General features: G+C 73.4%; 24 protein-coding genes and 1 pseudogene. 15 read left to right on the top strand and 10 right to left on the bottom strand.

Going from position 1 to position 24,983, the window contains the following annotated elements; all coding sequences use genetic code 11:
* Positions 1-5: 5 nt before the first annotated feature.
* From ACFV6X_RS04480 to ACFV6X_RS04470, 3 genes are all read right to left on the bottom strand, one after another.
* Positions 6-176 (bottom strand): hydrophobic protein, encoded by a 171-nt coding sequence (locus ACFV6X_RS04480; protein WP_385377464.1) that lies wholly within the window; start codon positions 174-176, stop codon positions 6-8.
* 40 nt (positions 177-216) lie between these two features.
* A complete protein-coding gene (locus tag ACFV6X_RS04475; RefSeq protein WP_385377462.1) occupies positions 217-1,038 on the bottom strand; it encodes a methyltransferase domain-containing protein in 822 nt (273 codons plus the stop codon).
* A gap of 100 nt (positions 1,039-1,138) precedes the next feature.
* On the bottom strand, positions 1,139-2,635 hold the full coding sequence (locus tag ACFV6X_RS04470; RefSeq protein WP_385377459.1) for a bifunctional phosphatase PAP2/diacylglycerol kinase family protein: 1,497 nt from the start codon (positions 2,633-2,635) through the stop codon (positions 1,139-1,141).
* 71 nt (positions 2,636-2,706) lie between these two features.
* Here ACFV6X_RS04470 and ACFV6X_RS04465 point away from each other — a divergent pair, with 71 nt between their 5' ends.
* Together ACFV6X_RS04465 and ACFV6X_RS04460 are read left to right on the top strand one after the other, a co-directional pair.
* Entirely contained in the window at positions 2,707-3,372 is a 666-nt protein-coding gene (locus ACFV6X_RS04465) for a histidine phosphatase family protein (protein WP_385377457.1), read from the top strand.
* A gap of 71 nt (positions 3,373-3,443) precedes the next feature.
* Positions 3,444-5,063 (top strand): ABC-F family ATP-binding cassette domain-containing protein, encoded by a 1,620-nt coding sequence (locus tag ACFV6X_RS04460; protein WP_385377454.1) that lies wholly within the window; start codon positions 3,444-3,446, stop codon positions 5,061-5,063.
* A 46-nt stretch (positions 5,064-5,109) separates the two neighbouring features.
* Here the strand turns inward: ACFV6X_RS04460 and ACFV6X_RS04455 are convergent, their stop codons facing one another.
* Complete coding sequence (locus ACFV6X_RS04455) at positions 5,110-6,225, bottom strand: Vms1/Ankzf1 family peptidyl-tRNA hydrolase (protein ID WP_385377451.1); 1,116 nt, start codon at positions 6,223-6,225, stop codon at positions 5,110-5,112.
* A gap of 57 nt (positions 6,226-6,282) precedes the next feature.
* On the opposite strand from ACFV6X_RS04455, the gene ACFV6X_RS04450 reads away from it, so the two are divergent.
* On the top strand, positions 6,283-6,618 hold the full coding sequence (locus ACFV6X_RS04450) for a DUF6158 family protein (protein ID WP_385377448.1): 336 nt from the start codon (positions 6,283-6,285) through the stop codon (positions 6,616-6,618).
* A 69-nt stretch (positions 6,619-6,687) separates the two neighbouring features.
* Here ACFV6X_RS04450 and ACFV6X_RS04445 read toward each other — a convergent pair whose 3' ends face one another.
* The 4 genes from ACFV6X_RS04445 to ACFV6X_RS04430 form a co-directional block, all read right to left on the bottom strand.
* Positions 6,688-7,230 (bottom strand): type 1 glutamine amidotransferase domain-containing protein, encoded by a 543-nt coding sequence (locus ACFV6X_RS04445; protein WP_385377445.1) that lies wholly within the window; start codon positions 7,228-7,230, stop codon positions 6,688-6,690.
* An 82-nt stretch (positions 7,231-7,312) separates the two neighbouring features.
* On the bottom strand, positions 7,313-7,771 hold the full coding sequence (locus ACFV6X_RS04440) for a CBS domain-containing protein (protein WP_385377442.1): 459 nt from the start codon (positions 7,769-7,771) through the stop codon (positions 7,313-7,315).
* Positions 7,771-8,151, bottom strand: a complete 381-nt coding sequence (locus tag ACFV6X_RS04435) for a DUF2795 domain-containing protein (protein ID WP_385377439.1) — start codon at positions 8,149-8,151, stop codon at positions 7,771-7,773. The genes ACFV6X_RS04440 and ACFV6X_RS04435 overlap by 1 nt, the downstream gene beginning before the upstream one ends.
* A 120-nt stretch (positions 8,152-8,271) precedes the next feature.
* Positions 8,272-10,065 (bottom strand): thiamine pyrophosphate-requiring protein, encoded by a 1,794-nt coding sequence (locus tag ACFV6X_RS04430; RefSeq protein ID WP_385377437.1) that lies wholly within the window; start codon positions 10,063-10,065, stop codon positions 8,272-8,274.
* Positions 10,066-10,310: 245 nt separating this feature from the next.
* Here ACFV6X_RS04430 and ACFV6X_RS04425 point away from each other — a divergent pair, with 245 nt between their 5' ends.
* The 4 genes from ACFV6X_RS04425 (at position 10,311) to ACFV6X_RS04410 (ending at position 14,371) form a co-directional block, all read left to right on the top strand.
* The gene (locus tag ACFV6X_RS04425; protein WP_385377436.1) at positions 10,311-11,114 is read left to right on the top strand and encodes an RNA polymerase sigma factor SigF; all 804 of its coding nucleotides are present in this window, start codon (positions 10,311-10,313) and stop codon (positions 11,112-11,114) included.
* A 157-nt stretch (positions 11,115-11,271) separates the two neighbouring features.
* Positions 11,272-11,904: a hypothetical protein gene (locus ACFV6X_RS04420; protein WP_385377433.1), complete on the top strand. Its 633-nt coding sequence runs from the start codon at positions 11,272-11,274 to the stop codon at positions 11,902-11,904.
* 137 nt (positions 11,905-12,041) lie between these two features.
* On the top strand, positions 12,042-13,289 hold the full coding sequence (locus ACFV6X_RS04415; protein WP_385377430.1) for an aminotransferase class I/II-fold pyridoxal phosphate-dependent enzyme: 1,248 nt from the start codon (positions 12,042-12,044) through the stop codon (positions 13,287-13,289).
* Positions 13,286-14,371, top strand: a complete 1,086-nt coding sequence (locus ACFV6X_RS04410; protein ID WP_385377428.1) for an MBL fold metallo-hydrolase — start codon at positions 13,286-13,288, stop codon at positions 14,369-14,371. The genes ACFV6X_RS04415 and ACFV6X_RS04410 overlap by 4 nt, the downstream gene beginning before the upstream one ends.
* Positions 14,372-14,444: 73 nt before the next feature.
* Here ACFV6X_RS04410 and ACFV6X_RS04405 read toward each other — a convergent pair whose 3' ends face one another.
* Both ACFV6X_RS04405 and ACFV6X_RS04400 read right to left on the bottom strand, forming a co-directional pair.
* Complete coding sequence (locus tag ACFV6X_RS04405; protein WP_385377426.1) at positions 14,445-15,071, bottom strand: DedA family protein; 627 nt, start codon at positions 15,069-15,071, stop codon at positions 14,445-14,447.
* On the bottom strand, positions 15,068-15,841 hold the full coding sequence (locus tag ACFV6X_RS04400; RefSeq protein ID WP_385377423.1) for an MBL fold metallo-hydrolase: 774 nt from the start codon (positions 15,839-15,841) through the stop codon (positions 15,068-15,070). The genes ACFV6X_RS04405 and ACFV6X_RS04400 overlap by 4 nt, the downstream gene beginning before the upstream one ends.
* Before the next feature lie 82 nt (positions 15,842-15,923).
* Between ACFV6X_RS04400 and ACFV6X_RS04395 the strand changes: the two genes are divergently transcribed.
* The 8 genes and pseudogenes from ACFV6X_RS04395 to ACFV6X_RS04360 all read left to right on the top strand — a co-directional run.
* Positions 15,924-16,325, top strand: a complete 402-nt coding sequence (locus ACFV6X_RS04395) for a hypothetical protein (protein ID WP_365459010.1) — start codon at positions 15,924-15,926, stop codon at positions 16,323-16,325.
* 123 nt (positions 16,326-16,448) lie between these two features.
* Positions 16,449-18,584, top strand: coding sequence for a phage holin family protein (locus ACFV6X_RS04390; RefSeq protein WP_385377420.1), 2,136 nt, complete (start codon positions 16,449-16,451; stop codon positions 18,582-18,584).
* Between the two features lie 83 nt (positions 18,585-18,667).
* Positions 18,668-20,122: an amino acid permease gene (locus ACFV6X_RS04385; RefSeq protein ID WP_385377417.1), complete on the top strand. Its 1,455-nt coding sequence runs from the start codon at positions 18,668-18,670 to the stop codon at positions 20,120-20,122.
* 55 nt (positions 20,123-20,177) lie between these two features.
* Positions 20,178-20,722 (top strand): annotated as a pseudogene (locus tag ACFV6X_RS04380) (hypothetical protein); the annotation flags it as partial.
* 74 nt (positions 20,723-20,796) lie between these two features.
* On the top strand, positions 20,797-21,222 hold the full coding sequence (locus tag ACFV6X_RS04375; protein ID WP_365459016.1) for an OsmC family protein: 426 nt from the start codon (positions 20,797-20,799) through the stop codon (positions 21,220-21,222).
* A 76-nt stretch (positions 21,223-21,298) separates the two neighbouring features.
* On the top strand, positions 21,299-22,099 hold the full coding sequence (locus ACFV6X_RS04370; protein WP_385377413.1) for a glycerophosphodiester phosphodiesterase family protein: 801 nt from the start codon (positions 21,299-21,301) through the stop codon (positions 22,097-22,099).
* Positions 22,100-22,218: 119 nt separating this feature from the next.
* Positions 22,219-24,090 carry a molecular chaperone DnaK gene (dnaK, locus tag ACFV6X_RS04365; protein ID WP_385377410.1) on the top strand — a complete coding sequence of 624 codons (1,872 nt, stop codon included), beginning with the start codon at positions 22,219-22,221 and terminating at the stop codon, positions 24,088-24,090.
* Positions 24,091-24,294: 204 nt separating this feature from the next.
* On the top strand, positions 24,295-24,983 hold a 689-nt coding region (locus ACFV6X_RS04360; RefSeq protein ID WP_385377407.1), incomplete at its 3' end, for a HAMP domain-containing protein.

Raw genomic sequence — 24,983 nt, 5'->3', positions numbered from 1 at the left:
GGCGGTCACCAGCGGTACCAGCGTCCCCTGGAGCCGCCGGGGGTCGTGCCACGGAGCAGGAATCCCAGCAGCCACAGGACCAGCACCGCGATGGCGATCCACCAGAGCACCTCGACGGCGAACCCGGCACCGAAGAGAATCAGCACGAGAAGCAGTACGAGCAGGATGGGAACCATGATGAACCTCCTGTTCGCCGAGTTTCCATAAACCGGTGTTTCAGCCGGTTTTGCGGCACAGGATTTCCCCGTGCAGAACGCCGAACCAGCCCTCGGCCGCCTCTCCCCATTCCCGCCAGGCCCGCGCCACGGCCCGCAGTTCCGCCTCGGTCGCGTGGCCGCCCTCGACCGCCTGGCGCGCGTACCCGGACGCCACGGTGCGGTCCGCCCACAGGCCGCTCCACCACGCCCGCTCGTCCGGCGTCGCGTACGTCCAGGTGCTCGACGTGGCCGTGATGTCGGTGAGCCCCGCCCGCAGCGCCCAGGCCCTCAGCCGCCGCCCCGCGTCCGGCTCGCCCCCGTTGGCGCGGGCCACCCTCCGGTACAGGTCCAGCCAGTCGTCCAGGCCGGGTGAGACGGGGTACCAGGTCATCGCGGCGTAGTCGCCGTCGCGGGCGGCGACGAACCCACCCGGTTTCGTCACCCGCGCCATCTCGCGCAGCGCCCGCACCGGGTCACCGACGTGCTGGAGCACCTGATGGGCGTGGACCACGCAGAACGAGTCGTCCGGGTGGTCGAGCGCGTGCACGTCGGCCACCGCGAAGTCGACGTTGGTCAGGCCCCGCCCGGCTGCCGTGGCCCGCGCCTGCTCCAGGATGTCCGGCGACCGGTCGACGCCGGTGACGTGCCCGTCCGGGACCAGCGCGGCCAGGTCGGCGGTGATGGTGCCGGGGCCGCAGCCGATGTCCAGGATCCGCATGTGCGGCTTCAGCGAGCCGAGGAGGTACGCCGCGGAGTTGGCGGCGGTCCGCCAGGTGTGCGACCGCAGCACCGACTCGTGGTGCCCGTGGGTGTAGACGGCGGTCTCCTGCGCTTTCGGCATGGCGGTACCCCTTCTCGTCCGGCCGGATCGCGTCCTGGTCACGGTACGCGTCCGGCCGGATGGTGAGACAGATGCTTTCGCCATACGGACTGACGAAACGTCAGTCCTCTGGGGGGAGCGGCCGGTAGACCACCAGGGCCTCCGGCACCTTCTCCAGTGACACCTCGCCCGCCACCTCGGTGACCTCGCCGTCGTAGGCGAGCAGGGTGCCCGGGGCGACGCCGGACAGCCGCAGCCGGCGGACCTGGACGGCGGCGTGGGCGGGGGAGCGGGTCAGCGGCCCGGCGAGGGCGGCGGCGAGCAGCCGCAGCGCGGGCCTGCGGCCACCGTGCACGACCCGCACGTCGAGGTGCCCGTCCGCGAGGTTCATCCGGCGTGCCGGGGCGAGACCCATCCGGTGGTAGGTGCCGTTCCCGGCGAACAGCAGCCACAAGGGTCGTGCCCTGCCGCCGACTTCCGCCTCCAGCGGATGCCCGTCGGCGCGCAGCACGCGCAGCGCCGCGAGCACTCCGGCGGGCCAGCTGCCGATCCGGTGCGACCAGCGGTCACGCTCGCGCACCAGCTCCGGATACACACCCAGGCTGCACGTGTTCACGAAGATGCCCCGCTTGGTGCCGCAGACGAACCGCCCCACGTCCACGCGGACCGCGTCGCCCTGCTGCACGGCCCCGGCCAGCTCCCGGGCGTCCTCCACGCCCAGGTCGAGGGCGAAATGGTTGAGCGTGCCGCCGGGCAGCACGGCGAGCGGCAGGTCGTGGCGCAGGGCGATCTCGGCGGCGGTGTTCACCGTGCCGTCGCCGCCGCACACGCCGAGCACCCGGGCGCGGGCGGCCGCCTTCTCCAGTTCTTCCGGCACCTCCTCCGGCAGGCACTCGACGACCTCCGCCCGGGGCAGCGCGTCCCGCAGCGCCCGGACCCGGTCGGAGCTGCCCGCCGCCGTGTTGGCGACGACGACCAAGCCCTCGCCCTCGGGCAGCGCCGGCGCGTCGGCGCGCGGCCGGGGCGGAAGGGTGGCCTGGTCGCGCGTCGGCACCAGCCCCCGGACGGCGAACGCGGCGCCCACGCCGAGTGCCGCGCCCGCCAGCACGTCGCTCGGGAAGTGGACGCCGGTGTACACGCGGGACATGGCGACGGAGAACGCGACGGGGGCGACGGCGGCACCCCAGGTGGGGGACTCCATGGCCACGCCGGCCGCGAAGGCCGCGGCGGAGGCGGAGTGGCCGGACGGGAAGGACGTGGTGATCGGCTGGCGCTTGAGACGGCGCACGGACGGTACGGCGTCGAGGACCGGGCGGGTGCGGCGCACGCTGCGCTTGCCGATGGTGTTGATCGTGGCCGAGGCCAGGGCGAGGGAGGCCACCCCGCGGACGGCGGCCCGGCGAGCCCACGGCGTGCGGCTGGCCGCGATGACGCCGGCGGTCGCGAACCACAGCAGCCCGTGGTTCGCGCTGCGACTCAGCCTGGGCAGCACGGGTTCGGCGGCCGGCCACTTCTGCGCGGCGGCGAACTCGAACAGCCGGTTGTCCAGTGCGAGCAGCCGCTCACGCAGCGCGTGGCGGCCGGGTTTCAGGACGGTGAGGTCGACGTCTGGGCTCATATAAGGGCGGGTACCCTGAAGTGGCCGCTTTCTGTCCGACCCGTGGTGGTCGGCACCCGGAGGAACCCATCGTGCGCCTGCTGCTCGTCCGCCACGGCCAGACCCCGTCGAACGTCGCCTACCTGCTGGACACCGCCGTTCCGGGTCCCGGTCTGACCGAGCTGGGCGAGCGTCAGGCCGCCGCCCTGCCGGCCGCGCTCGCGGACGAGGCCGTCGAGGCCGTCTACGCCTCCACCCTCGTGCGCACCCAGCTCACCGCCGCGCCGCTGGCCGCGGCCCGCGGCCTCGACGTCCTCGTGCGGGACGGCATCCGTGAGGTGTTCGCGGGCGACCTCGAGATGCTGCCGGGCGGCTCACGGCGGGGCGAGGAGTACATGCGGACCGTGTTCGCCTGGGCGGACGGCGACACCGGACTGCGGATGCCGGGCGGGGAGAGCGGTGCGGAGACGCTCGCGCGCTTCGACGCCGTGGTCGCGGAGGCCGCCGCCGACGGGGCCGGGACCGTCGCCATGGTCAGTCACGGCGCCGTGATCCGTATGTGGACAGCCGCCCGCGCCGGCAACGTCGACGTGCCCTTCGCCGCCGCCCGCCCGCTCGACAACACCGGTGTGGTGATCCTCGAAGGCTCCCCCTCCGACGGCTGGAAGGCCCTGACCTGGGCCGGGTCCACGGTCGCCCCCGCGGGCGAGGGCGGCCCCACCGGGCGGCCGATGGACGAGAGCGGGCACGCCCGGTAGCGCCCGGCGCGGCGCACCCGACCAGTTATCCGTTTGCCCCATCTCGCCGGCCGCCCGCACAATGCGGCCTCATGGGACATCTGGAAGCCGCGCACCTCGAGTACCACCTCCCCGACGGGAGGACCCTGCTCGGCGATGTGTCCTTCCGGGTGGGCGAAGGCGCCGTCGCCGCTTTGGTCGGACCGAACGGCGCGGGCAAGACCACCCTGCTCCGGCTGCTCTCGGGCGAGCTGAAGCCGCACGGCGGCTCCGTCACCGTCAGCGGCGGGCTCGGCGTGATGCGCCAGTTCGTGGGCTCCGTACGGGACGAGACGACCGTGCGTGACCTGCTCGTGTCGGTGTCGTCGCCGCGTGTCCGAGAGGCCGCGAAGGCCGTCGACGCCGCCGAGCACGCCGTCATGACCGTCGACGACGAGGCCGCCCAGATGCGGTACGCGCAGGCGCTCGCCGACTGGGCCGAGGCGCGCGGCTACGAGGCGGAGACGCTGTGGGACATGTGCACCACGGCCGCGCTCGGGGTGCCGTACGACACGGCGCAGTGGCGGCAGGTGCGGACCCTCTCCGGCGGCGAGCAGAAACGGCTCGTGCTGGAGGCGCTGCTGCGCGGCACCGACGAGGTGCTGCTGCTCGACGAGCCCGACAACTACCTCGACGTCCCCGGCAAGCGCTGGCTGGAGGAGCGCCTCACCGAGACCCGCAAGACGGTCCTGTTCGTCTCCCACGACCGCGAACTGCTCGCGGGCACCGCCCAGCGGATCATCTCCGTCGAACCCGGTCCGGCCGGCGCCGACGCCTGGGTGCACGGCGGCGGCTTCGCCACTTACCACGAGGCCCGGCGTGAACGCTTCGCCCGTTTCGAGGAGCTGCGCAAGCGCTGGGACGAGAAGCACGCCCAGCTGAAGAAGCTGGTGCTGAATCTGCGTCAGGCCGCCGCGGTCAGCCACGAGATGGCGTCCCGGTACGCGGCGGCCCAGACCCGGCTGCGCAAGTTCGAGGAGGCGGGCCCGCCGCCGGAACCGCCGCGTGAGCAGGACATCACGATGCGGCTCAGGGGCGGCCGTACCGGCGTGCGGGCCGTCACCTGCGCGGGGCTCGAACTCGCCGGCCTGATGAAGCCGTTCGACCTGGAGGTCTTCTACGGCGAGCGGGTCGCCGTCCTCGGCTCCAACGGCTCCGGCAAGTCCCACTTCCTGCGGCTGCTGGCCGGGGACGACGTGGCGCACACGGGGGAGTGGAAGCTCGGGGCGCGGGTCGTGCCCGGGCACTTCGCGCAGACGCACGCCCACCCGGAGCTCATGGGCCGCACCCTGCTGGACATCCTCTGGCGCGAGCACGCCCAGGACCGGGGCGCCGCGATGTCCCGGCTGCGCCGCTACGAGCTGACCGGCCAGGCCGAACAGACCTTCGACCGGCTCTCCGGCGGCCAGCAGGCCCGTTTCCAGATCCTGCTGCTGGAGCTCCAGGGTGTCACCGCCCTGCTCCTCGACGAGCCGACCGACAACCTGGACCTGGAGTCCGCCGAGGCGCTCCAGGAAGGCCTGGACGCCTTCGACGGCACGGTCCTGGCGGTCACGCACGACCGCTGGTTCGCCCGTTCCTTCGACCGCTTCCTGGTCTTCGGGAGCGACGGCCGGGTCCGGGAGACGCCGGAGCCGGTGTGGGACGAGCGGCGGGTGGAGCGGGCCCGCTAGGACCCGCACTCCGGGCCGGCGGCCGGCGCGGGTGCGCGGGCCCCGGTCAGGTCCAGCGCAGCAGCGCGCCCAGGCCGCCCACCGGCACGTCCTGCTCACCGGCCGCCTCGGCGGGGGCCAGCGAGATCACCGCGGCGTTCGTCGCCACCGCCGAGCGGAGCAGGGCGTCGTCCACGCGCGCGGACCAGGAGTTCTGCTCGCCGAGGATCTTCAGCTCGGTACGCCGCACCGCCAGCTGGTCGGCGTCCTCGCCGACCCACACCTCGCGGTGCGTGTCCCCGCCGTCCGGGCGGACCACCAGCTCGTCGATGCGGTGCTCGCGCGCCGCCTCGACCAGCGCGGGCACGCCCTCCACCGCCTCCGCGCGACCCTCGTCGTCCGGTGCGCGGGCCGCCAGGAACCGCTCCAGCTCCGTCTCGGCACGGCGGCGCACATGAGTGGCGCGGGCTTCCTCCACGTCCCCGTCGAGCAGCCGGCTGCCCGCACCGTGCCGGGCGTCGACCACGCGCTCGTGCAGCCGCTTGGGCAGACGCTCGTGCACGGAGCGTCGCTCCCGGTCGTCACCGACGAGAATCAGCAGATCGGCACGGGTCTCCTCCTGGCACACGGCGAGGGCGTCGGCGATCTCCGCCGCGTTGTGCTCCCAGGTGTTCTCCACCCGCAGCTGGAAGTGCCGCTCCGACCAGTCGGCGGTGCTCGTCCGGTGCACGGGCCACTGGCGCCCGGTGACCGAACCGGCCGTCTCGCGGGTCAGCGCGCTGCGCAGCTCGAAGTCGGCGCCCCGGCGGTCGATGTACGCGACGACGGCCACCGCGTCCTCGCCGGTCAGGTCCAGCAGCGGGGTGGCCCGGGGCAGCGGTGCCCACAGGGCCCGGTCGCGCCGCGGGGCGCGGGCCAGCGGCGGATCGAGGACCACCGCGCCCGCACGGGCGAACAGGGCCCTGCCGTGCGGCTCGGGCGAGTCCTTCAGCTCCTCGATCGCGTTCCGCACGGCACGGCAGGTCGCCTCGTCGGCACCCTGCCCCGCGAGCTCCCGGGACATCGCCTCGGCCGTCAGTCGCCGCTGACGGGTGGCGTCCTGCGGGTGCGGTGACAGGTCGACGTACACGGAGGCCCAAGGGCCCGGATGTTCGTAGAGTGGATGCAGGAACGCGAGATCCATGGCTCCCTCCCGGTTGCCGCTCGGGGGTAGTGCTTGCCGGGCGGGTACCCGTACCGCATGAGAGAACACGACGAGCGGGGCACCATGATGACCGGAGTCGACCCGGGCCGGCTGGATGACCAGCAGCTCATGAAAGAGCTGGAGACCATCCACCGCACGCGCCACGACACCCTGCTGTACGGCTCGAACGACGCGCTGCGCACGCACAACGACCGGATGGCGCAGCTGGAGGGCGAGTACCTGCGCCGCAATCCGCGCCGTTTCGTCGCCCCCGGCCGCACCCGTGACGGTGCACGGGAACGCGCCTGCGACGAGGTGGCCCGCGACGGGCGGACCCCGGTGGGCAAGTGGGGTCAGGGCAGCCCGGCGACCCGGGAGTCCGGCCCCGTGTGACACACGCCCGGGCCGCGCTCCGCGGTGCGGAACCCGGCCCGGCCCGATGCGCGTCGCCGCGCGTCGGCGTTACGCGCTCTCCTTCGCGAACACGTCCAGGAACGTCTCGCAGAACGCCTTCAGGTCGTCCGGCTTGCGGCTGGTGACGAGCTTGTTGGCGCCGTGATCGCACACCTTGACCTGTTCGTCCACCCAGGTGCCGCCGGCGTTGCCGATGTCGGTCCGCAGGCTCGGCCAGGAGGTCAGCACCCGGCCCCGTACGACGTCCGCCTCGATCAGCGTCCACGGCGCGTGGCAGATCGCCGCGACCGGCCGGCCCTGCTCGAAGAAGTCCCGCACGAAGGCCACCGCCCCGTCGTCCGTCCGCAGGAAGTCCGGGTTGGCGACCCCGCCCGGCAGCACAAGGCCCCCGAACGAGTCGGCGGACGTCTCGCCCACCACCTCGTCGACGGGGAACGTGTCCGCCTTGTCGAGGTGGTCGAAGGCCTGGATCTCGCCACTCGCGGTGGATACGAGCACGGGCTCGTGCCCGGCGTCGGTGACGGCCTTCCACGGCTCGGTCAGCTCGACCTGCTCGACGCCCTCGGGAGCGGTCAGAAAAGCGATACGCATGATGTCTCAGCGTCCTTCCGTGTGCCTGTGTCGTGCAGCGGAACGTCGGCGGAAAGCGGCCGGTGAGCGGCCCGTGCCCACCTCATACGGCGCCGCGTACGTCGGGGGCGGGGCGGGCCGCGACGTCCGGTTCGGCCCTGCTGATGTCGGCGAGGGCGCTCTCCGGGTCCTGGGCCACCGCCAGGTCCCCGAGGCTGACCATGCCGACCGGCATGCCGTCCTCGACGACCGGGAGCCGGCGTACGGCCCTCTCGCGCATCAGCGCCACCGCCGTGGACACCGGGTCCTGAGGGCCCACGATCACCGGGTCCGGCGTGCACATCGACGCGGCACTCACCGTCAGCGGATCGATGCCCTCGGCCACCGCCCGTACGGTGATGTCCCGGTCGGTCAGCACCCCGACCACGCGCTGTCCGTCGGCCACCACCACATCGCCGATGTCCTGGGAGCGCATCAGCTGCGCCGCCTCCACCAGCGAGGCGTCCGGACGGACGGCCACCACCCCCGGCGTCATCACTTCGCGCACATAGTCGGCCGACATCATGTCTCCCTCCGCCGCTCACCGTGGGTCAGGGCCTCGGCCAGCTCCTGCACATTGCCGTAGCGGGCCGAGCGGGGCAGCCGCCGCAGCGGCTCGATCAAGGGGTCGGGCGCGTGGCGCCGGCGCAGCGCGCTCATCAGCTCGTCCGGGCCCGCGGGGAACGGGCTGCGGCCCAGGATCCGGCCCAGCTCCAGCCGGACCTCCGCCAGCGAGCCCGGCATGACCGGGCCCCCCGCGATGCGCGGGTCGTCCTCGGCGGTGGGCTCGGGGTCGTGCCACTCCTCCGAGCGGGTGGGGTGGCCCGACCTCAGCAGCCCCTGCAGTTCGTGCTTCATCTCCTCGTCCCGGTGGACGCTGAGCCGGTCACTGCCTCGCTGCATGTCTTGCTCCAGATTCTCGGGGTCGGGCCCCGCGTACCCGGCAGGCGGGCGGTGACACGGGGTGCACAGGTCCGCATTCGGCCTGATTTCGCCTGCCTCGCGGCGCCCGTCCCGCCGCGGCTACCGCTTCTGCCGTCCCGGCAGGAATTCCTGCATCTTCGCCTTGAAGCCCTGGCGGACCATGGCGCCCCGGTCGGCGTCGCCCTTCAGGATCGACTCGGCCGTCGCCTCCATCTGCTCCCAGGTCGCGTGCGGCGGGATCGGCGGCACCGCGGGGTCGGTCACGAACTCGATCACCGCGGGCCCGTCGGCCTCCAGACCGGCCCGCCAGCCCGCCTCGACGTCCTCCGGCTTCTCCACCCGGACCCCGGTCAGGCCGAGCGAGCGGGCGAAGGCGGCGTACTGCACGTCCGGCAGCTCCTGCGAGGGCAGGAAGGACGGCGCGCCTCCCATGGCCCGCATCTCCCAGGTGACCTGGTTCAGGTCGCGGTTGTTCCACACGGCGACCACGAGCCTCGGGTCCTGCCAGCGGTCCCGGTACTTCGCCGCCGTGATCAGCTCCGCCAGCCCGTTCATCTGCATCGCCCCGTCGCCGACCAGCGCGATCGCGGGCCGGTCCGGATGGGCGAACTTCGCGCCGATCGCGTACGGCACCCCGCAGCCCATCGTCGCCAGCGTCCCGGAGAGCGAGGCGCGCATGCTGCCGCGCATCGTCAGGTGGCGGGCGTACCAGTTGGACGTCGAACCCGAGTCGGAGGTGATGATCGCGTTCTCCGGCAGCAGCGGGTCCAGCGCCCGGGCCACGTACTCCGGGTTGATCGGGTCCGCCGACAGCCCCGCCCGGCGCTCCATCACGTCCCGCCAGCGGTGCACGTTGTCGCACACGGTGTCGAACCACTCACGCCCGCGGTCGCCGTCCAGCAGCGGGATCAGCCGCCGCAGGGTCTCCTTGGCGTCCCCGACGAGATTCACCTCGTACGGGTAGCGCATCCCCACCATGTGCGGGTCGATGTCGATCTGTACCCCGCGCGCCTTGCCGAACTCCGGCAGGAACTGCGAGTACGGGAACGAGGAACCGATGGTCAGCAGCGTGTCGCAGTCACGCATCAGCTCGTAGGACGGGCGGGTGCCCAGCAGGCCGATCGAGCCGGTGACGTACGGCAGTTCGTCGCTCAGCGCGTCCTTGCCCAGCAGCGCCTTGGCGACGCCCGCGCCGAGCAGCTCGGCGATCCGCTCCACCTCCGCGCGTGCCCCCGACGCGCCCTGGCCGACCAGGATCGCCACCTTGTCACCGGTGTTCAGCACCTCCGCGGCCCGGCGCAGCGCGTCCTCCGAGGGAATGGCCGTCCAGGCACTGCGGTCCAGACTGGAGGGCACCATCTTGAACTCGTGCGTGGGCGGCTCGTAGTCGAGCTCCTGCACGTCCCCGGGGATGATGACCGCGGTGGGGGACCGGCGCGCGTACGCGGTGCGGATCGCCCGGTCCAGCACGTTCGGCAGCTGCTCGGGCACCGTCACCGTCTCCAGGAAGTCCGAGGCGACGTCCTTGAACAGCGAGTGCAGGTCCACCTCCTGCTGGTAAGAGCCGCCCATCGCGCTGCGGTGCGTCTGGCCGACGATCGCCAGCACCGGCACATGGTCGAGCTTGGCGTCGTACAGCCCGTTGAGCAGATGGATCGCACCCGGTCCCGAGGTCGCCGCGCACACCCCGAGCCGGCCGCTGAACTTGGCGTAGCCGACCGCTTGGAACGCCGACATCTCCTCGTGCCGGGACTGGACGAAGCGCGGCTGGTCGTCGGCGCGGCCCCAGGCGGCGAGCAGGCCGTTGATGCCGTCGCCGGGGTAGCCGAAGACGTTCTCCACACCCCACTCGCGCAGCCGTTGCAGGACGTGGTCGGAGACCTTGGTGCTCATGAAGTGACCTCCCGGACGTGACGACATGGCAGCACCCGTCACGAGTCACCCCCTACCCGCCCGGAAAACCCGGGCGGGGGTGTTTGCGCCCAGGGGCCAAGGGCAGGCGCGAAACAGTGCTTCGGACAGGAGGCACGTCCGTGGGAGCGGCCCCCAGGCCCCCGCGTACGGCCCGTCCGGACCGGCTGCGCGCTTCCACGGTGACCGCCCGATCCAAAGCACCCGCAAGGGAGTTGCGACGCACCATGCGAAGCTCAGCAGGCCCCCGGCACCACCCGCACGACGACGCCCCCGACACCGCCTACGCCTTCCGCCGGCTCGCCGCACTGCCCGCCGGCCCCGAGCGCGACGCGCTCCGCGACGAGTTGGTCGAGGCCTGGCTGCCCATGGCCGAACGGCTGGCCGGACGCTTCCGCAGCCGCGGCGAGAACTACGAGGACCTGCGCCAGGTCGCGGCCCTCGGACTGGTCAAGGCCGTCGACCGGTACGACCCCGCGCGCGGCCACGCCTTCGAGAGCTACGCCGTCCCGACCGTCACCGGCGAGATCAAGCGACACTTCCGGGACCACATGTGGACGCTCCACGTGCCGCGCCGCGTGCAGGATCTGCGCAACCGGGTGCGCGTCGCCCTGCAGGAGCTGTCGACGGACGGCCAGGGCGCCTCGGGGCGGCAGCCGGACGTGGCCGAGATCGCCCGGCACACCGGCATGACCGAGGAGGACGTCCGGGCCGGGCTCGAGGCGCTGGAGAGCTTCAGCGCGCTGTCCCTCGACGCCGAGCTGCCGGGCAGCGAGGACGGCTACTCGCTCGGCGACGCGCTCGGCGCGGCCGACCCCGCGTTGGACACAGTGGTGGACCGGGAGGCCGTCAAGCCCCGGCTGGCCGCGCTGCCGAGGCGGGAGCGGGAGATTCTGTACATGCGCTTCTTCCGCGACATGACGCAGAGCCGGATCGCCGAGCAGCTGGGGATCTCCCAGATGCATGTCTCCCGGCTGATCAGCCGCTCCTGCGACCGGGTCCGGCAGGAAGTGATGCGGGGGAGCGCCTAGGGGCGCGGCGCCCGCCTGCGACGGGGCCTTGTCACCTGGTTGGGTGTGCCGTTCCCGCGAATGGGGTCCGGGCGCGGGCAGGAGTGAGGGCCGCGGGCTGTGATGGCTGTGGGGGGTGCGGATCCGTACCCTTCCGTCGGTCTAAGGAGCCCGTCCCATGCGCCGCAGCGCCCGAGTCCTGTCCGTACTCCTCATAGCCGGGGCTGCTCTGGGTGGGGCCGTTCCGCTCGCGTCGGCGGAGCCGGAGGCGGAGGTGTCGCCCGCCGCCGCCCAGCCGGACGGCACGGTCACCGTCGCCGTCGTCTGTGACGCCCTGACCGGGACACCGCCCGAGGTGATCGAGGCGACCTCCAAGGCCTTCGCCGAAGGCACGGTGACGCTGGAACTGGTGGTCGACGAGGAAACCACGTCGGCCGGACCCCTCTACCGGGGGAGCGCCCTCCTCCTGCCCGAGAGCACGTTCGCGGCCGATCCGGCCACCGCCGGCAAGGAATCGGCGTGGTCCGTCGACGGCACCTGCCCGGCCGTGGCGGCCGGCGGGACGGGCACGGCGTGGAGCGCGACGTTCACCGTTCCGCCCAAGGCCGCCACCGGCGGCACGCCCGTCTGCGCCGAGCCGAAGGGGTGGTGCGGCAGCGGTCCCTCGATCGGGCACGGCGTGCGGGCCGGCGCGGGCGGGACCTTCAACGACTCCGTGCCCGCGCTGGTCGCGGGCGGGCTGCTGATCGCGGGAGCGGCCGGTGCCGCCGGTCACCGGCTGTGGCGCAGGGACACGCGAGGGGACGCCTGAGGCGGCGTCCCGCTGGGTACGCAGAGCGAGAGCACGACCGGAACCGTGAGCACGACGCACCGTCCGACGGCCCGCCCCGGCGCCCGGGCGACCCGACACGGCACCGGCACGGCACCAGGGACTGCGCGGAGGTAGGCATGCGGCGGACGGAACGGGAAGGCCACGGGCCCGTCCGCTACGGGCCGCCCTTCCCCGACGACGGACTTCCCGTGCCGCCGGAGCTGTCCGCCGTGCTCGCCGCCGCCGCGGGCCGCGCCGCCGGCGAGCCGGTGGGCGGCGGCACGGCGCTGCTGGACGCGGCGTGCGGCTACTGGGAGCGGCGAGGACTGGCCGCCGGGCCGGACCGCGCCGTGGCCGCCCCTGGCGCGCCCGCGCTGCTGCTGGCGCTGACCGCGGCCCTCGGTGGCGACGTGCTGGTGCCGCGGCCCTGCGCCGCGTGGTGGGCGCCGTACGCCCGCCTGCTGGGCCGGCCGGTGTTCCATGTCGCGACGGCCGCCGAGTGCGGCGGCGTACCGGATCCGTACGCCCTGCTGGAGACCGTGCGCCGGGTGCGCGAGGAAGGCGGGGACCCGCGGCTGCTGGTGCTGTCCGTCGCCGACGACCCGACGGCCACGGTGGCGCCTCCCGAGCTGCTGCACGAGACCGTCGAGGCCGCCACCGGCGAAGGGCTGCACCTGGTCAGCGACGAAACCTGGCGGGACACCCTGCACGCCCCGCACGCCACGGTGCTCCTCAGCCCGGCGGAGATGCTGCCCGGCCGGGTCACCGTCGTCACCGACCTGGCCGGTTCCCTGCTGCCGGCCGGGTGGCCCGCCGCAGTGGCCCGGTTCCCCGAGGGCGAGGCCGGGGACGGGCTGCACGCGCGCGTGCTGGACGTGCTCACCGCGCTCGACGCGCGTATCGCCGGGCCGGTCGCCGCCGCGGCCGGCTACGCGCTGGGCGAACCCGAGCCGCTCGGCGGTCATGTGGACGCCGTCGTACGCCTGCACGCGCGCCTGGCCGCGGCCGCGCACCGCACCGTGGTCGCCGCGGGCGCCCTCTCCCCGCCGCCGCAGGCCGGCCGGCATCTGTACGTCGACCTCGGTCCCCTGCGGTCCGGGCTCGCCGCGCACGACGTGGGGGACGCCCAGGAACTGGAGGACTTCCTCGCCGCCCGCCTCGGTATGCCCGCACCCGGCGGCCACCGCTTCGGCGACGACCTCGGCGCACTTCGCGTACGGCTGTCCACCGGCCCGCTGCTGGGCGGCACGGACGCCGAGCGCGCGGAATGCCTCGCCTCCCCGGCGCCGTTGGAACTGCCGCACGTGGAACGCGCGTTGATCAACCTCAAGTCGGTACTCGACGATCTCCGTGACGACGCTCAGCGACGGGAGTCTCCTCGATGACGCAGCAGTCCGAGTCGACCGCGAGCACGCCCACCCAGGAGGCCGACGATCCGGCGCCAAGGACGCCGGCGGCACCGGCCGTGCCACCGCTCGCGCCCCCCTTCCCGCCGCTCGCCGAACCCCGCCCGCTGGCCGAACGGCGCGTGTGGCCCCGCACCTTCCACGACCGGCTGACGGCCCCGCTGCCCGGCATCAAGGCCGTCGCCCGGTTCGCCCGCGAAGGCGCCGTGCGGCCCGGCCGCGAGGGCCTCGCCGACATCCCCCGGCTGCCTTTCGCACCCGGCCCGCTGCCCCGGGTCGACGCCCGCACCGTCGCCGTCACCTGGGCGGGACACGCCAGTTGGGTGCTGCGCGTCGGCGGGCTCACCGTACTCACCGACCCGGTCTGGTCCCGCCGCATCCTCGGCACGCCGGCGCGGATCACCCCGGTCGGGGTCCCCTGGAGTGAACTGCCCCGCGTCGACGCGGTGGTCATCAGTCACAACCACTACGACCACCTGGACGCCCCCACGCTGCGCAGGCTCCCGCGGGACACGCCGGTGTTCGTCCCCGCCGGGCTCGGCCCCTGGTTCCAGCGCCGCCGCTTCACCCGCGTCACCGAGCTGGACTGGTGGGAGGCGGCCGAACTGGACGGCGTGCGCTTCGACTTCGTCCCCGCCCACCACTGGTCCAAGCGGACCCTGACCGACACCTGCCGCACCCTGTGGGGCGGCTGGGTGCTCACCGCCCCCCAGGGCGGGCGGGTCTACTTCGCGGGCGACACGGGCTACGGCCACTGGTTCTCGCGCATCGGCCGCCGCTACCCCGGTATCGACCTCGCGCTGATGCCGGTCGGCGCGTACGACCCGCGCTGGTGGCTCAGCGACGTGCACTGCGATCCGGAGGAGGCGGTACGCGCCGTGGAGGACCTGGGCGCACGACGGATGGCGCCGATGCACTGGGGGACGTTCGTGCTGTCGGCGGAGCCGGTCCTGGAACCCCTCACACGCACTCGCACGGCCTGGGAGAAGGCGGGCCGCGACCGCGAGGACCTGTGGGACCTGCAGGTGGGAGCATCGAGGGTGCTGGACCGCACCTCGTGACGGGCGCGAGGACCGCGCCGTTGAGGGGCGCGGGGAACCGCGCGACCAGACCCCACGGCCCGCGGATCGCCACTCACCCGGTGGACCACCCCCGCACCCGCCGCCACACCCCCGGCAACAGACTGATGACCAGCGTCAGCGCCACCGCGGCGACCACGCCCTCCCAGGGCTCGGGAAACAGCGACCCACCCAGGATCCCGATCAGCTGATACGTCACCGCCCACGCCAGACAGGCGGGCAGATTCCCCCGGGCGAACCGCCGCATCGGCCACTCCGCCAGCAGACACGCCAGCATCACCGGCAGCCGGCCCGCCGGCACCAACCGGGACAGCACCAGCACCGCGACACCGTGCGAGGCGAGCTTGTCCTGCGCCTGCGCGAGCCGCTCCTCCGGCGCCCGCGCCCGGATCGCCTCCAGCCAGCGCGAGCCGTTCCTCGACTTGAGGCCGCGCCGCCCGAGCCAGTACAGCGTGGCGTCGCCGAGGAACGCGGCCAGCGACGCCGTCACGAACAACAGCGCCAGCGAGAACGGCGCCGTCTGGTGGAAGGCGACCACCGCCGCCGAACTCACCAGCGCCCCCGTCGGCACGACCGGTATCAGCGCCCCGGCCAGCACCAGCAGGAACAGCGTCGGATACCCGATCGCCTGCTGGGTGGACTCGACGGGTATCGGCGCCGGGACGGCAGCGAGCCAGTTCATCGGGCGACCTCCGGCCGCACGCTCTCCCCGTGCCCCAGCAGATGCACCGCGACCTTCGGCGCCCGCCGCGCCGCGAGGCGCACGAACTCCTCGCCGGGCGCGTGGAACTCGTGCGGACGCACCGCGTCCATGCCTATCGGCCAGTACGTGCCGAAGTGCACCGGCACCGCGCTGCGCGGCGCCAGCCGGACCAGCGCCTCGGCGGCCAGCCCGGGGTCCAGGTGCCCGTGGCCGAGATACGGGCCCCAGCCGCCGACCGGCAGCAGCGCCACGTCGATCGGGCCCACGTCCGCCGCCATCGTGTCGAACAGCCCGGTGTCCCCGGCGAAGTAGGTGCGCGCCTCGCCCTCGACGACATAGCCGAGGGCGGGGGCACGGAGCGGGCCGACCGGCAGCCGCCGTCCGTCGTGCCGGGCGGGCACGGCCCGTACGGTCAGATCGGCCACCCGGGTGGTGTCGCCGGGGGCCATCTCCGTCAGGCGCAGATGGGCGAGCCGGCGCAGCGCCGGTACCGCCCGGGGTGCGCCCCGGGGTACGAGCAGGCGCGTGCCCGGCGCGAGCCGCGCCAGGGACGGCACATGCAGATGGTCGGCGTGCAGGTGGGAGACCAGGGCGACATCCGCGCTCCAGGCGCCGGGTGGGGGCATCGCGCCGCGGCGGCGGCGCAGATGCGCGAGCCTGCGGGCGAACAGGGGATCGGTGAGCACCCGTGTGTCCGAGTCCGCGACCGTGCAGGTGGCGTGCCCCCACCAGGTGATCTCCACCGGCACCTCTTCGCCTCCTTCGCGCGACTCCCCGAAGCCTACGGGCAGGAGTAGGGTCGGCGGCGAAACCCGGAGGTGAGGGGGCGCCATGGGAGCAATGCGCGTCACGGCGATCGCCAGTCTGACGCCGTTGGAGCAACTCGACGCGGACCCCTTTCTGGTCGACTCCCGCAGCCAGCACGCGATGTGCGCGCGGTGGGCCGCGGAGCGGGGGTACGTCGTCGCGAGGCAGTTGCTGGTCCGCGGGCTGCGCCCCGACCACTGCGCGCTGTGGGACGGCGTACGGCCGGGATGCGACCTCTTCGTGGCGCCGAGCCGCCGGGTGCTGGAGTGCGCCCTGGCGAACGTCGAGGAGTTCACCGCGGAGTGCGCGCGGCGCGGGGTGCGGGTCGAGACGGTGGGGCGGGCCGAGCCGTCCTACGACGCCCAGATGAAGGCCCGGGTGCACCGGCGGCTGTCGATGCCGACGGCGGGCTACGACGGGGGCTGACGGGCCGTCGTACCGCTGTCGTACGGCCCTCGTACCGGGGAACGCCACGGTTCCGGCACGCGTTGTGACAATCTGGGCGCAGGTCCGCGTCGGTGGTGGGCCGGGACGTGAGGTGTACGGGGAGTGCTCGGAGGGCGTTGGCGGCGGGTCGCCAGCCAGGTGGGGCGGAGCGTCGCGGTGTGGGCCGTCAGCACGGCCACCATGCTCGTGCTCGCCGGGATCCTGCCCGACTTCGAGTTGCAGCGCGCCGACGGCGACAGCGCCACCACCATCGCCGTGACCGCCGCGTTCGGGGCCGGCGCCTTCGGTCTGCTGTCCGCCCTGGTCTGGCCGCTGCTCGTACGGCTCCTGCTGCTGGTGCCCGCGCTCGTGCTCGGGCTGCTGGTGTTCTTCCTCAACGGCGCGCTGCTGCTCGTGGCGCTGCGTCTGAACCCCGCCGAGCGCGGCGCGGTCGACCCGGAGACCGCGGTGGTCGTCGCCGCCGTGATGTCCGCCGTCGCCTCCGCCACCGGCGCCGCCCTCGCCGTCCGCGACGACGACGCCTACCGGCGCCGCCTGTACCGCCTCGCCCACCGCGGCCGCCGCCCCGTGCCGCCCGGAGCGGCCACCCCGGGCACCGTCTTCGTCCAGCTCGACGGCGTCGGGCACGACGTGCTGACGGCCGCCGTCGGCAAGGGGCTGATGCCGACCGTCGCCCGCTGGCTCGGCTACGGATCCGCCGACGGCCCCGGCAGCGCCACCCACCGCCTCACCCCGTGGCGCACCGACTGGTCCAGCCAGACCGGCGCCAGCCAGCTGGGCATCCTGCACGGCAGCACCTTCGACGTCCCGGCGTTCCGCTGGTACGAGAAGGACACCCAGGAGGTGATGGTCAGCAACCGGCCGACCAGCGCCGCCGAACTCCAGCGCCGCGCCGTCGAGCGCACCGGCGACGGCGGACTGCTCACCGTCGACGGCGCCAGCCGCGGCAACCTCTTCAGCGGCGGCGCCGACGAGCAGGCCCTCGTGCTGTCCATCGCCACCCGGCGGCGCAGCCGCGAGACCCGCTCCCGGGCGGGCTACTTCGCCTACTTCTCCGACCCGGCCAACGCGGTGCGCACCGCCCTGTCCTTCGTCGCCGAGGCCGGCCGCGAGACGGCCCAGTCCACCCGGGCCCGGATGCGCAAGATCCGCCCGCGCGTCTCCCGCGGCGGCCTCTACCCGTTCGTCCGCGCCTTCGCGACCGTCGTCGAACGGGACGTCGTCGTCGCCGCGGTCATGGGCGACCTGCTCGCCGGGCGCACCGCCGTCTACGCCGACCTGGTCGCCTACGACGAAGTGGCGCACCACTCCGGTCCCATGAGCCGGGACGCCGAGAAGGTCCTCGAACGCCTCGACCGGGCGCTCGCCCTGATCGAGAAGGTCACCGAGCACGCCCCCCGCCCGTACCGGATCGTCGTCCTGTCCGACCACGGGCAGAGTCCCGGCGAGACCTTCCGCGCCCGCTACGGCCTCACCCTCGCGGACCTGGTCCGGGCCGGCTGCGGACTGCCCGTGCCGCGCCGTGCGCGCCGCACCCGCAGCGGCACGGAGGCGCGCGCCGCCGTCCGGGCCGCCCTGCACAGACCGGTGGAGGAGGAGCACGAGCAGGGCCGCCCGTCGCGCCGCAAGGAGCCGATCGTGCTGGCCTCCGGCAACCTCGGCCTGGTCTCCTTCCCGGACGCGCGCCACCGGATGAGCAGGGAGGAGATCGACGCCCGTCACCCGGCGCTGCTGCCGACCCTCGCCAACCACCCCGGCATCGGCTTCCTGCTCGTGCGCAGCGAGGAGCACGGCGGCGTCGTGCTCGGCGCGAACGGCGCCGAGACACCGGTGGACGAGCTCGACGACGAACACCCCGGGCCGCTCGCCGGGTTCGGGTCCGGCGCCGCGGACGCCGTGCGCCGCACGCACTCCTTCCCGCACACCGCCGACATCATGGTCAACTCCTTCCACGACCCGGCCGACGGCGAGGTCCTCGCCTTCGAGGAGCAGATCGGCTCGCACGGCGGGCTCGGCGGCTGCCAGGGCCGCCCCTTCCTGCTGTCACCGCTCGAGCTGTCCACGCCGATGGCCGACGGTGCGGCACTGGTCGGCGCGGAACAGGTCCACCAGGTGCTGCGCCGCTGGCTGCGGGAGTGCAACGGACCGCAGGTGCCGCTGGACGATTCCCGGCCCACGGTTCGCGAAGCCACAGCTTTTCCGGCGCCGGAGCAGGCCGCGCAGGACAATATCGTGTGATTTGGAACGCCGACGGGCCATGCCCGACCATGAGCGACGTCCGGCGATCCCGGGCATCAGTTCGATGAGAGGCGCACCACCCCATGCACGTCACCGGGACCGTCCCCCCGCCGGCTCCGGCCCCGCAGGAGACCCCGGCAGCCCCCGCCGAGGCCCGGCAGACCCCCGCCGGCGACTCCGGCAGGCACGCCCGCCGCTTCGGGCTGCCCGTCGCCACCGCGCTGGTCACGGGCAACATCATCGGCGGCGGCATCTTCCTGCTCCCCGCCTCCGTCGCCCCGTTCGGCACCGTCAGCCTGGTCGCCTTCGGCGTGCTCACCCTCGGTGCCATCGCCCTCGCCCTGGTCTTCGGGCGGCTCGCCGAACGCGACCCGCGCACCGGCGGGCCCTACGTCTACGCCCGCGCCGCCTTCGGCGACTTCGCCGGATTCCTCGCCGCCTGGGCGTACTGGATCACCACCTGGGTGTCCAACGCGGCGCTCGCCGTCGCCGCCGTCGGCTACCTCGACGTCCTGATCCCGGTGAACGACCACCGCTGGACCGCCTGCCTCGCCGCGCTGGCCGTCCAGTGGCTGCCGGCCCTCGCCAACTTCGCGGGCACTCGCTACGTCGGCGCCGTCCAGCTGGTCTCCACCGTGCTGAAGTTCGCGCCTCTGCTGCTCGTCGCGGTCGGCGGGCTGTTCTTCTTCGACGCGGACAACCTCGGCCCGTTCCACACCGGCGACGGCAGCGCGATCGGCGCGGTCTCGGCCTCCGCCGCGATCCTGCTCTTCTCCTACCTCGGCGTGGAGTCCGCGGCCGTCAGCGCCGGGGAGGTCAGGAACCCGCGCCGCAACGTCGGACGGGCCACCGTCATCGGCACCGCGGGCGCCGCGCTGGTCTATCTGCTGGGCACGCTCGCGGTCTTCGGCACGGTGGCGCACGACGACCTGGTGGACTCCACCGCGCCCTTCTCCGACGCCGTGAACGCCATGTTCGGCGGCGGCTGGGGCGGCTGGGCGGTCGCCCTCGCCGCGCTGGTCTCCATGACCGGCTGCCTCAACGGCTGGACGCTGCTGAGCGCTCAGACCCCGTACGCCGCCGCCAAGGACGGGCTGTTCCCGGCCGCGTTCGCGCGCAAGCGGCGCGGGGTGCCGACCTTCGGCGTCGGGGTCACCGTCGTCCTCGCCTCGCTGCTCACCGTCTACAACTACGCGGCCGGCACGGCGAAGGTCTTCGAGGTGCTGGTGCTGGTCACCACGTTCACCGCGACCGTGCCGTATCTGCTGGCCACGGCCGCCCAGCTCTTCCACCTCGCCTCCGGCCGGCGTGACCTGGTCGACCGCCGGCGACTGGTGCGGGACACCGTGGTCACCGTGGTCGCGGCCGCCTTCTCGATGTGGCTGGTCGCGGGCGCCGGGTACGCGGCCGTCTACCAGGGCGTGCTGTTCCTGTTCGCCGGGGTGCTGGTGTATGCCGTGATGGCAGCGCGCCTCAGGGGCACGGGGAACTGCGCGACCAGCCACGACGGACCCGCGGACGCATCACATTCGACGTGACGACATTCGGCTGCGCCCCCTCCGCGCACCGCTCACACGGGACGCGTGCAGGCTGCCGTCACCGTCACCCGCCCGACTGGCCCGCTGGTTCGACGAGTTCGTGCCCCGCCCGGAGCCGGTGCGGTCGTACGCCCGGCCGGCGCGGCGCCAGGCGTCCACCCCGACATCCCGCGCGCGGGCGCCACTTCCCGCCCGAGGAGGTCGCCCGGCGCACCCTCGGCGTCGTCCTCGACACCTCCGGCTCCATGGAGCGCGCACTGCTCGGCAAGGCGCTGGGCGCCATCGCCTCGTACGCCGAGGCCCGTGACGTACCCGCCGCGCGGGTCGTCCTCTGCGACGCGGTGGCCGACGACGCGGGCTGTCTGCCGGTCGCCGAGATCGCCGGGCGGGTACGGGTGCACGGGCGCGGCGGTACGGTCCTGCAGCCCGGGATCGATCTGCTGCACCGGGCGGAGGACTTCCCGCCGGGGGGCGCCGGTACTGGTGATCACCGACGGCTGGTGCGACGTGCTGCGGGTGCGGCGCGAGCACGCGTATCTGATTCCCCAAGGCGCCCGGCTGCCGTTCACCGCACGTGGTCCGGTGTTCCGCGTGCGGTGAGCCGGAATGTGATCGGATAGGGGCCGAGTACCCCGGCAACGGGGTCGCATCGAGAGCATGCGAAAGGAACAACCGTGGCAACCACGCGCTCCGCACACACCGTCTGGGAAGGCAACCTGCTCGAGGGCAACGGCGTCGTCACCTTCGACTCCTCCGGCATCGGCCAGCAGCCGGTGTCGTGGCCGTCGCGCGCCGAGCAGGCGAACGGCAAGACCAGCCCCGAGGAGCTGATCGCCGCCGCCCACTCCAGCTGCTTCTCCATGGCCCTGTCGCACGGCCTGGCCGGCGCCGGCACCCCGCCCACCAAGCTCGTCACCTCGGCCGACGTGACGTTCCAGCCGGGTGAGGGCATCACCGGCATCGTCCTGACCGTCGAGGGCACCGTCCCGGGTCTGGACGACGACGCGTTCGTCGCCGCCGCCGAGGACGCGAAGGCCAACTGCCCGGTGAGCCAGGCCCTGAAGGCCGTCCCGATCACCCTGTCGGCGAAGCTCGCCTGAGACAGGCGGCACCCGGCGCAGGCCGTCCCTCCGGGGGCGGCCTGACCGTTCGGACGACCGTTCGGAGCAGACCGCCATGCCCCCACGTCCCGCCGTCTCCGCCCACCGGGGTGGCACCGAGCGCTTCGGCCCGGCCACCTGGGAGGCGTACGAGGACGCCCTGCTGTCGGGCGCGGAGTACGCCGAGTTCGACATCCGGCGCACCGCCGACGATGTGCTCGTGGTCCACCACGACGCCCGGGTGGGGCACCACGGGCCGCCACTGACCGCGCTCACTCACGCCGAGCTCAGCGCGCGCACCGGACGTCCCGTCCCCGTCGTGGACGACGTCATGCAGCTGATCGCCGGGAAGCTCGTCGCGCACCTGGACCTCAAGGAGACCGGCTACGAGCGCGCGCTGATCGATCGCGCGGTCGCCCTGCTCGGCCGGGACGGGTTCGTCGCCACCACCCTGGAGGATCGTTCCGTCGCCGCGATCACCGAGGCCTTCCCCGCGGTGCGGACGGCCCTGTCGCTGGGCCGGGGCGGCGCGGGGATCGCGCCGGCGCGGCTGGCGGCGATCCGGGCGAGCGAGCTGTTCCCGATGCGGCGGGTGCGGGCCTGCGGGGCGCACGGCGTCGCCGTGCACCAGCGGCTGGCACGCGCGAACGTGCTGCGCGAGGCCGCCCGGCACGGCCTGTACACCATGGTGTGGACGGTCAACGACGGGCCCGCCATGCGCGCCTTCCTCGGCGACCCGCGCGTGGACGTACTGATCACCGACCGCCCGCGGCAGGCCGTGGCCCTGCGCGACGGCGCCCCGGGCACCGCGGCGCCTCGGAACGGGGGGCCCGCCGCCGGGCCTCCCGCACCGGTGCGGGAGCCGCGCGCGGACTGAGCGGGCCCTGCCCGGGTATGTACCTGAATGGCCGCATGAACGACCTAGGGCCCCGTTGACAGGAGCCCACTCAAGTTTTGTGCTGGACTTCAAGGGCGCCCTGGCGGAAGGGGACAGCGATGGCACGCGCGGTCGGAATCGATCTCGGGACCACGAACTCGGTGGTGGCCGTCCTGGAGGGCGGCGACCCCACGGTCGTCGCCAACGCGGAGGGGGCCAGGACCACACCGTCGGTCGTGGCCTTCGCCAAGAACGGCGAGGTACTCGTCGGCGAGGTCGCCAAACGGCAGGCCGTGACCAACGTCGAGCGCACCGCGCGCTCCGTCAAGCGGTACATGGGGGACGCGAACTGGCGGTTCCCCGAGGAGGGCTCCGTCGACGGCACCCGCTACCGGGCCCAGGAGTTGTCGGCGCGGGTGCTGCAGAAGCTGAAGCGGGACGCCGAGGCGTATCTCGGCGAGGACGTCACGGACGCGGTGGTCACCGTGCCGGCGTACTTCGACGACGCCCAGCGGCAGGCGACCAAGGAAGCCGGGGAGATCGCGGGCCTGAAGGTGCTGCGGATCATCAACGAGCCCACCGCAGCCGCCCTCGCCTACGGCCTCGACCGGGGCGAGGAGCAGACCGTCCTCGTCTTCGACCTGGGCGGCGGCACCTTCGACGTCTCGCTCCTGGAGATCGGCGACGGCGTCATCGAGGTCAAGGCCACCAACGGCGACACCCACCTCGGCGGCGACGACTGGGACCAGCGGATCGTCGAGTACCTGGTCAAGCGCTTCAAGGGACAGAACGGCATCGACCTCGGCAACGACAAGATGGCGCTCCAGCGGCTCCGCGAGGGCGCCGAGAAGGCCAAGATCGAGCTGTCCAGCTCCTCGGAGACGACGATCAACCTGCCGTACATCACCGCCTCCGCCGAAGGCCCGCTGCACTTGGACGAGAAGCTGACCCGCGCCCAGTTCCAGGAGCTCACCGCCGATCTCCTCGACCGCTGCAAGACCCCCTTCCACCAGGCGGTCAAGGACGCCGGCGTCAAGCTCGCCGCGATCGACCACGTCATCCTCGTCGGCGGATCCACCCGGATGCCGGCCGTCACCGACCTGGTCAAGGAACTCACCGGCAAGGACCCGCACAAGGGCGTCAACCCGGACGAGGTGGTGGCTGTCGGCGCCGCCCTCCAGGCCGGTGTCATCCGCGGCGACGTCAAGGACGTGCTGCTCCTCGACGTCACCCCGCTGTCCCTGGGCATCGAGACCAAGGGCGGCATCATGACCAAGCTGATCGAGCGCAACACGACGATCCCGACCCGGCGTTCGGAGATCTTCACGACCGCCACCGACAACCAGCCGTCGGTCGGCATCCAGGTCTACCAGGGCGAACGCGAGATCGCCGCCTACAACAAGAAGCTCGGCACGTTCGACCTCACCGGCCTGCCGCCCGCCCCGCGCGGCGTCCCGCAGATCGAGGTCGCCTTCGACATCGACGCCAACGGCATCATGCACGTCTCGGCCAAGGACCTGGCGACCGGCCGTGAGCAGAAGATGACCGTCACCGGTGGCTCGGCGCTGCCCAAGGACGACATCGACCGCATGATGCGGGAGGCCGAGCAGTACGCCGAGGAGGACCGGGGGCGCAGGGAGGCCGCCGAGACACGCAACCAGGCCGAGCAACTCGTCTACCAGACGGAGAAGTTCCTCCGCGAGAACGGGGAGCGCGTCCCGGCCGACACCCGGTCGGAGGTCGAGTCGGCGATCACGGAACTGAAGCAGACGCTGGAGCGCGAGGCGGACACCGGCGAACTGCGCACCGCCGTCGAGAAGCTCGCCGGCGTCAGCCAGAGGATGGGCCAGGCCATGTACGCGCAGGCCCAGCAGACGCCCGCCGAGGGCGCCGCCGGAGGCGACGGGGAGCGTGCCGCCCCGCAGGACGAGGACGTGGTCGACGCGGAGATCGTCGACGACGAGAAGGACACCAAGGGCGGGGCGGCCTGACCGCCGGACGGCGTCACGGAATCTCCTTCACCCGGTGCCGCCCGAGAGGTTCCGTGGTCTGTTTCCGGCCAGGTGATCCCCCGTATGTGCACGTAGGGGGGAGAGTTTGTGCGCACCCTGGAGACTGCTAGCCTGCGGCGTATTTCTCGTCGCGCAGATCCATGAACAGTCGGCTTTGCCCCGGGGAGGGGAACGAGGGTGCGCATGACCAGCAACACGGGCGAGGTCACCGAGTCGGTGCCGGGCGACCAGGAGCTCGGGCGGCTCCTGGCGGGCCTGACAGCGGTGCGGGACGGTGACTTCGGCACGCGGCTGCCCGAGGACGCCGACGGCCTCATGGGCGACATCGCCACGGTGTTCAACGGCATGGTGGACCAGCTGTCCGTGTTCACGTCCGAGGTCACCCGCGTCGCCCGCGAGGTGGGCACCGAGGGGACGCTGGGGGGCCAGGCGGAGGTGCCGGGGGTCTCCGGCACCTGGGCCGACCTGACCGACTCGGTCAACGCCATGGCCGGCAACCTCACCACCCAGGTCCGCGACATCGCCCAGGTGGCCACGGCGGTGGCCAAGGGTGACCTCTCCCAGAAGATCGACGTCCCCGCGCGCGGCGAGATCCTGGAGCTGAAGGAGACCGTCAACACGATGGTCGACCAGCTCTCGGCCTTCGCGGACGAGGTCACGCGGGTCGCCCGGGAGGTCGGCAGCGAGGGGCGGCTCGGCGGCCAGGCCAAGGTGCCCGGGGTCGCGGGTGTCTGGCGTGATCTGACCGACTCGGTCAACCTGATGGCGGGCAATCTGACCTCCCAGGTGCGCAACGTCGCCCAGGTGACGACGGCGGTGGCCAAGGGCGACCTCTCGCAGAAGATCACCGTCGACGCGCGGGGCGAGATCCT

Origin of the sequence: Streptomyces sp. NPDC059861, from assembly GCF_042731435.1 — a bacterium.
Classification (GTDB): Bacteria; Actinomycetota; Actinomycetes; order Streptomycetales; family Streptomycetaceae; genus Streptomyces.
This window is presented reverse-complemented; position numbering and strand designations above follow the sequence as displayed.

What these genes read in the sequence shown, in the direction of transcription:
- ACFV6X_RS04480 (WP_385377464.1), bottom strand. Translation starts at nt 176, where the DNA reads ATGGTTCCCATCCTGCTCGTACTGCTTCTCGTGCTGATTCTCTTCGGT.
- ACFV6X_RS04475 (WP_385377462.1), bottom strand. Translation starts at nt 1,038, where the DNA reads ATGCCGAAAGCGCAGGAGACCGCCGTCTACACCCACGGGCACCACGAG.
- ACFV6X_RS04470 (WP_385377459.1), bottom strand. Translation starts at nt 2,635, where the DNA reads ATGAGCCCAGACGTCGACCTCACCGTCCTGAAACCCGGCCGCCACGCG.
- ACFV6X_RS04460 (WP_385377454.1), top strand. Translation starts at nt 3,444, where the DNA reads ATGGGACATCTGGAAGCCGCGCACCTCGAGTACCACCTCCCCGACGGG.
- ACFV6X_RS04455 (WP_385377451.1), bottom strand. Translation starts at nt 6,225, where the DNA reads ATGGATCTCGCGTTCCTGCATCCACTCTACGAACATCCGGGCCCTTGG.
- ACFV6X_RS04450 (WP_385377448.1), top strand. Translation starts at nt 6,283, where the DNA reads ATGAGAGAACACGACGAGCGGGGCACCATGATGACCGGAGTCGACCCG.
- ACFV6X_RS04445 (WP_385377445.1), bottom strand. Translation starts at nt 7,230, where the DNA reads ATGCGTATCGCTTTTCTGACCGCTCCCGAGGGCGTCGAGCAGGTCGAG.
- ACFV6X_RS04440 (WP_385377442.1), bottom strand. Translation starts at nt 7,771, where the DNA reads ATGTCGGCCGACTATGTGCGCGAAGTGATGACGCCGGGGGTGGTGGCC.
- ACFV6X_RS04435 (WP_385377439.1), bottom strand. Translation starts at nt 8,151, where the DNA reads ATGCAGCGAGGCAGTGACCGGCTCAGCGTCCACCGGGACGAGGAGATG.
- ACFV6X_RS04430 (WP_385377437.1), bottom strand. Translation starts at nt 10,065, where the DNA reads ATGAGCACCAAGGTCTCCGACCACGTCCTGCAACGGCTGCGCGAGTGG.
- ACFV6X_RS04425 (WP_385377436.1), top strand. Translation starts at nt 10,311, where the DNA reads ATGCGAAGCTCAGCAGGCCCCCGGCACCACCCGCACGACGACGCCCCC.
- ACFV6X_RS04420 (WP_385377433.1), top strand. Translation starts at nt 11,272, where the DNA reads ATGCGCCGCAGCGCCCGAGTCCTGTCCGTACTCCTCATAGCCGGGGCT.
- ACFV6X_RS04415 (WP_385377430.1), top strand. Translation starts at nt 12,042, where the DNA reads ATGCGGCGGACGGAACGGGAAGGCCACGGGCCCGTCCGCTACGGGCCG.
- ACFV6X_RS04410 (WP_385377428.1), top strand. Translation starts at nt 13,286, where the DNA reads ATGACGCAGCAGTCCGAGTCGACCGCGAGCACGCCCACCCAGGAGGCC.
- ACFV6X_RS04405 (WP_385377426.1), bottom strand. Translation starts at nt 15,071, where the DNA reads ATGAACTGGCTCGCTGCCGTCCCGGCGCCGATACCCGTCGAGTCCACC.
- ACFV6X_RS04395 (WP_365459010.1), top strand. Translation starts at nt 15,924, where the DNA reads ATGGGAGCAATGCGCGTCACGGCGATCGCCAGTCTGACGCCGTTGGAG.
- ACFV6X_RS04385 (WP_385377417.1), top strand. Translation starts at nt 18,668, where the DNA reads ATGCACGTCACCGGGACCGTCCCCCCGCCGGCTCCGGCCCCGCAGGAG.
- ACFV6X_RS04370 (WP_385377413.1), top strand. Translation starts at nt 21,299, where the DNA reads ATGCCCCCACGTCCCGCCGTCTCCGCCCACCGGGGTGGCACCGAGCGC.
- dnaK (WP_385377410.1), top strand. Translation starts at nt 22,219, where the DNA reads ATGGCACGCGCGGTCGGAATCGATCTCGGGACCACGAACTCGGTGGTG.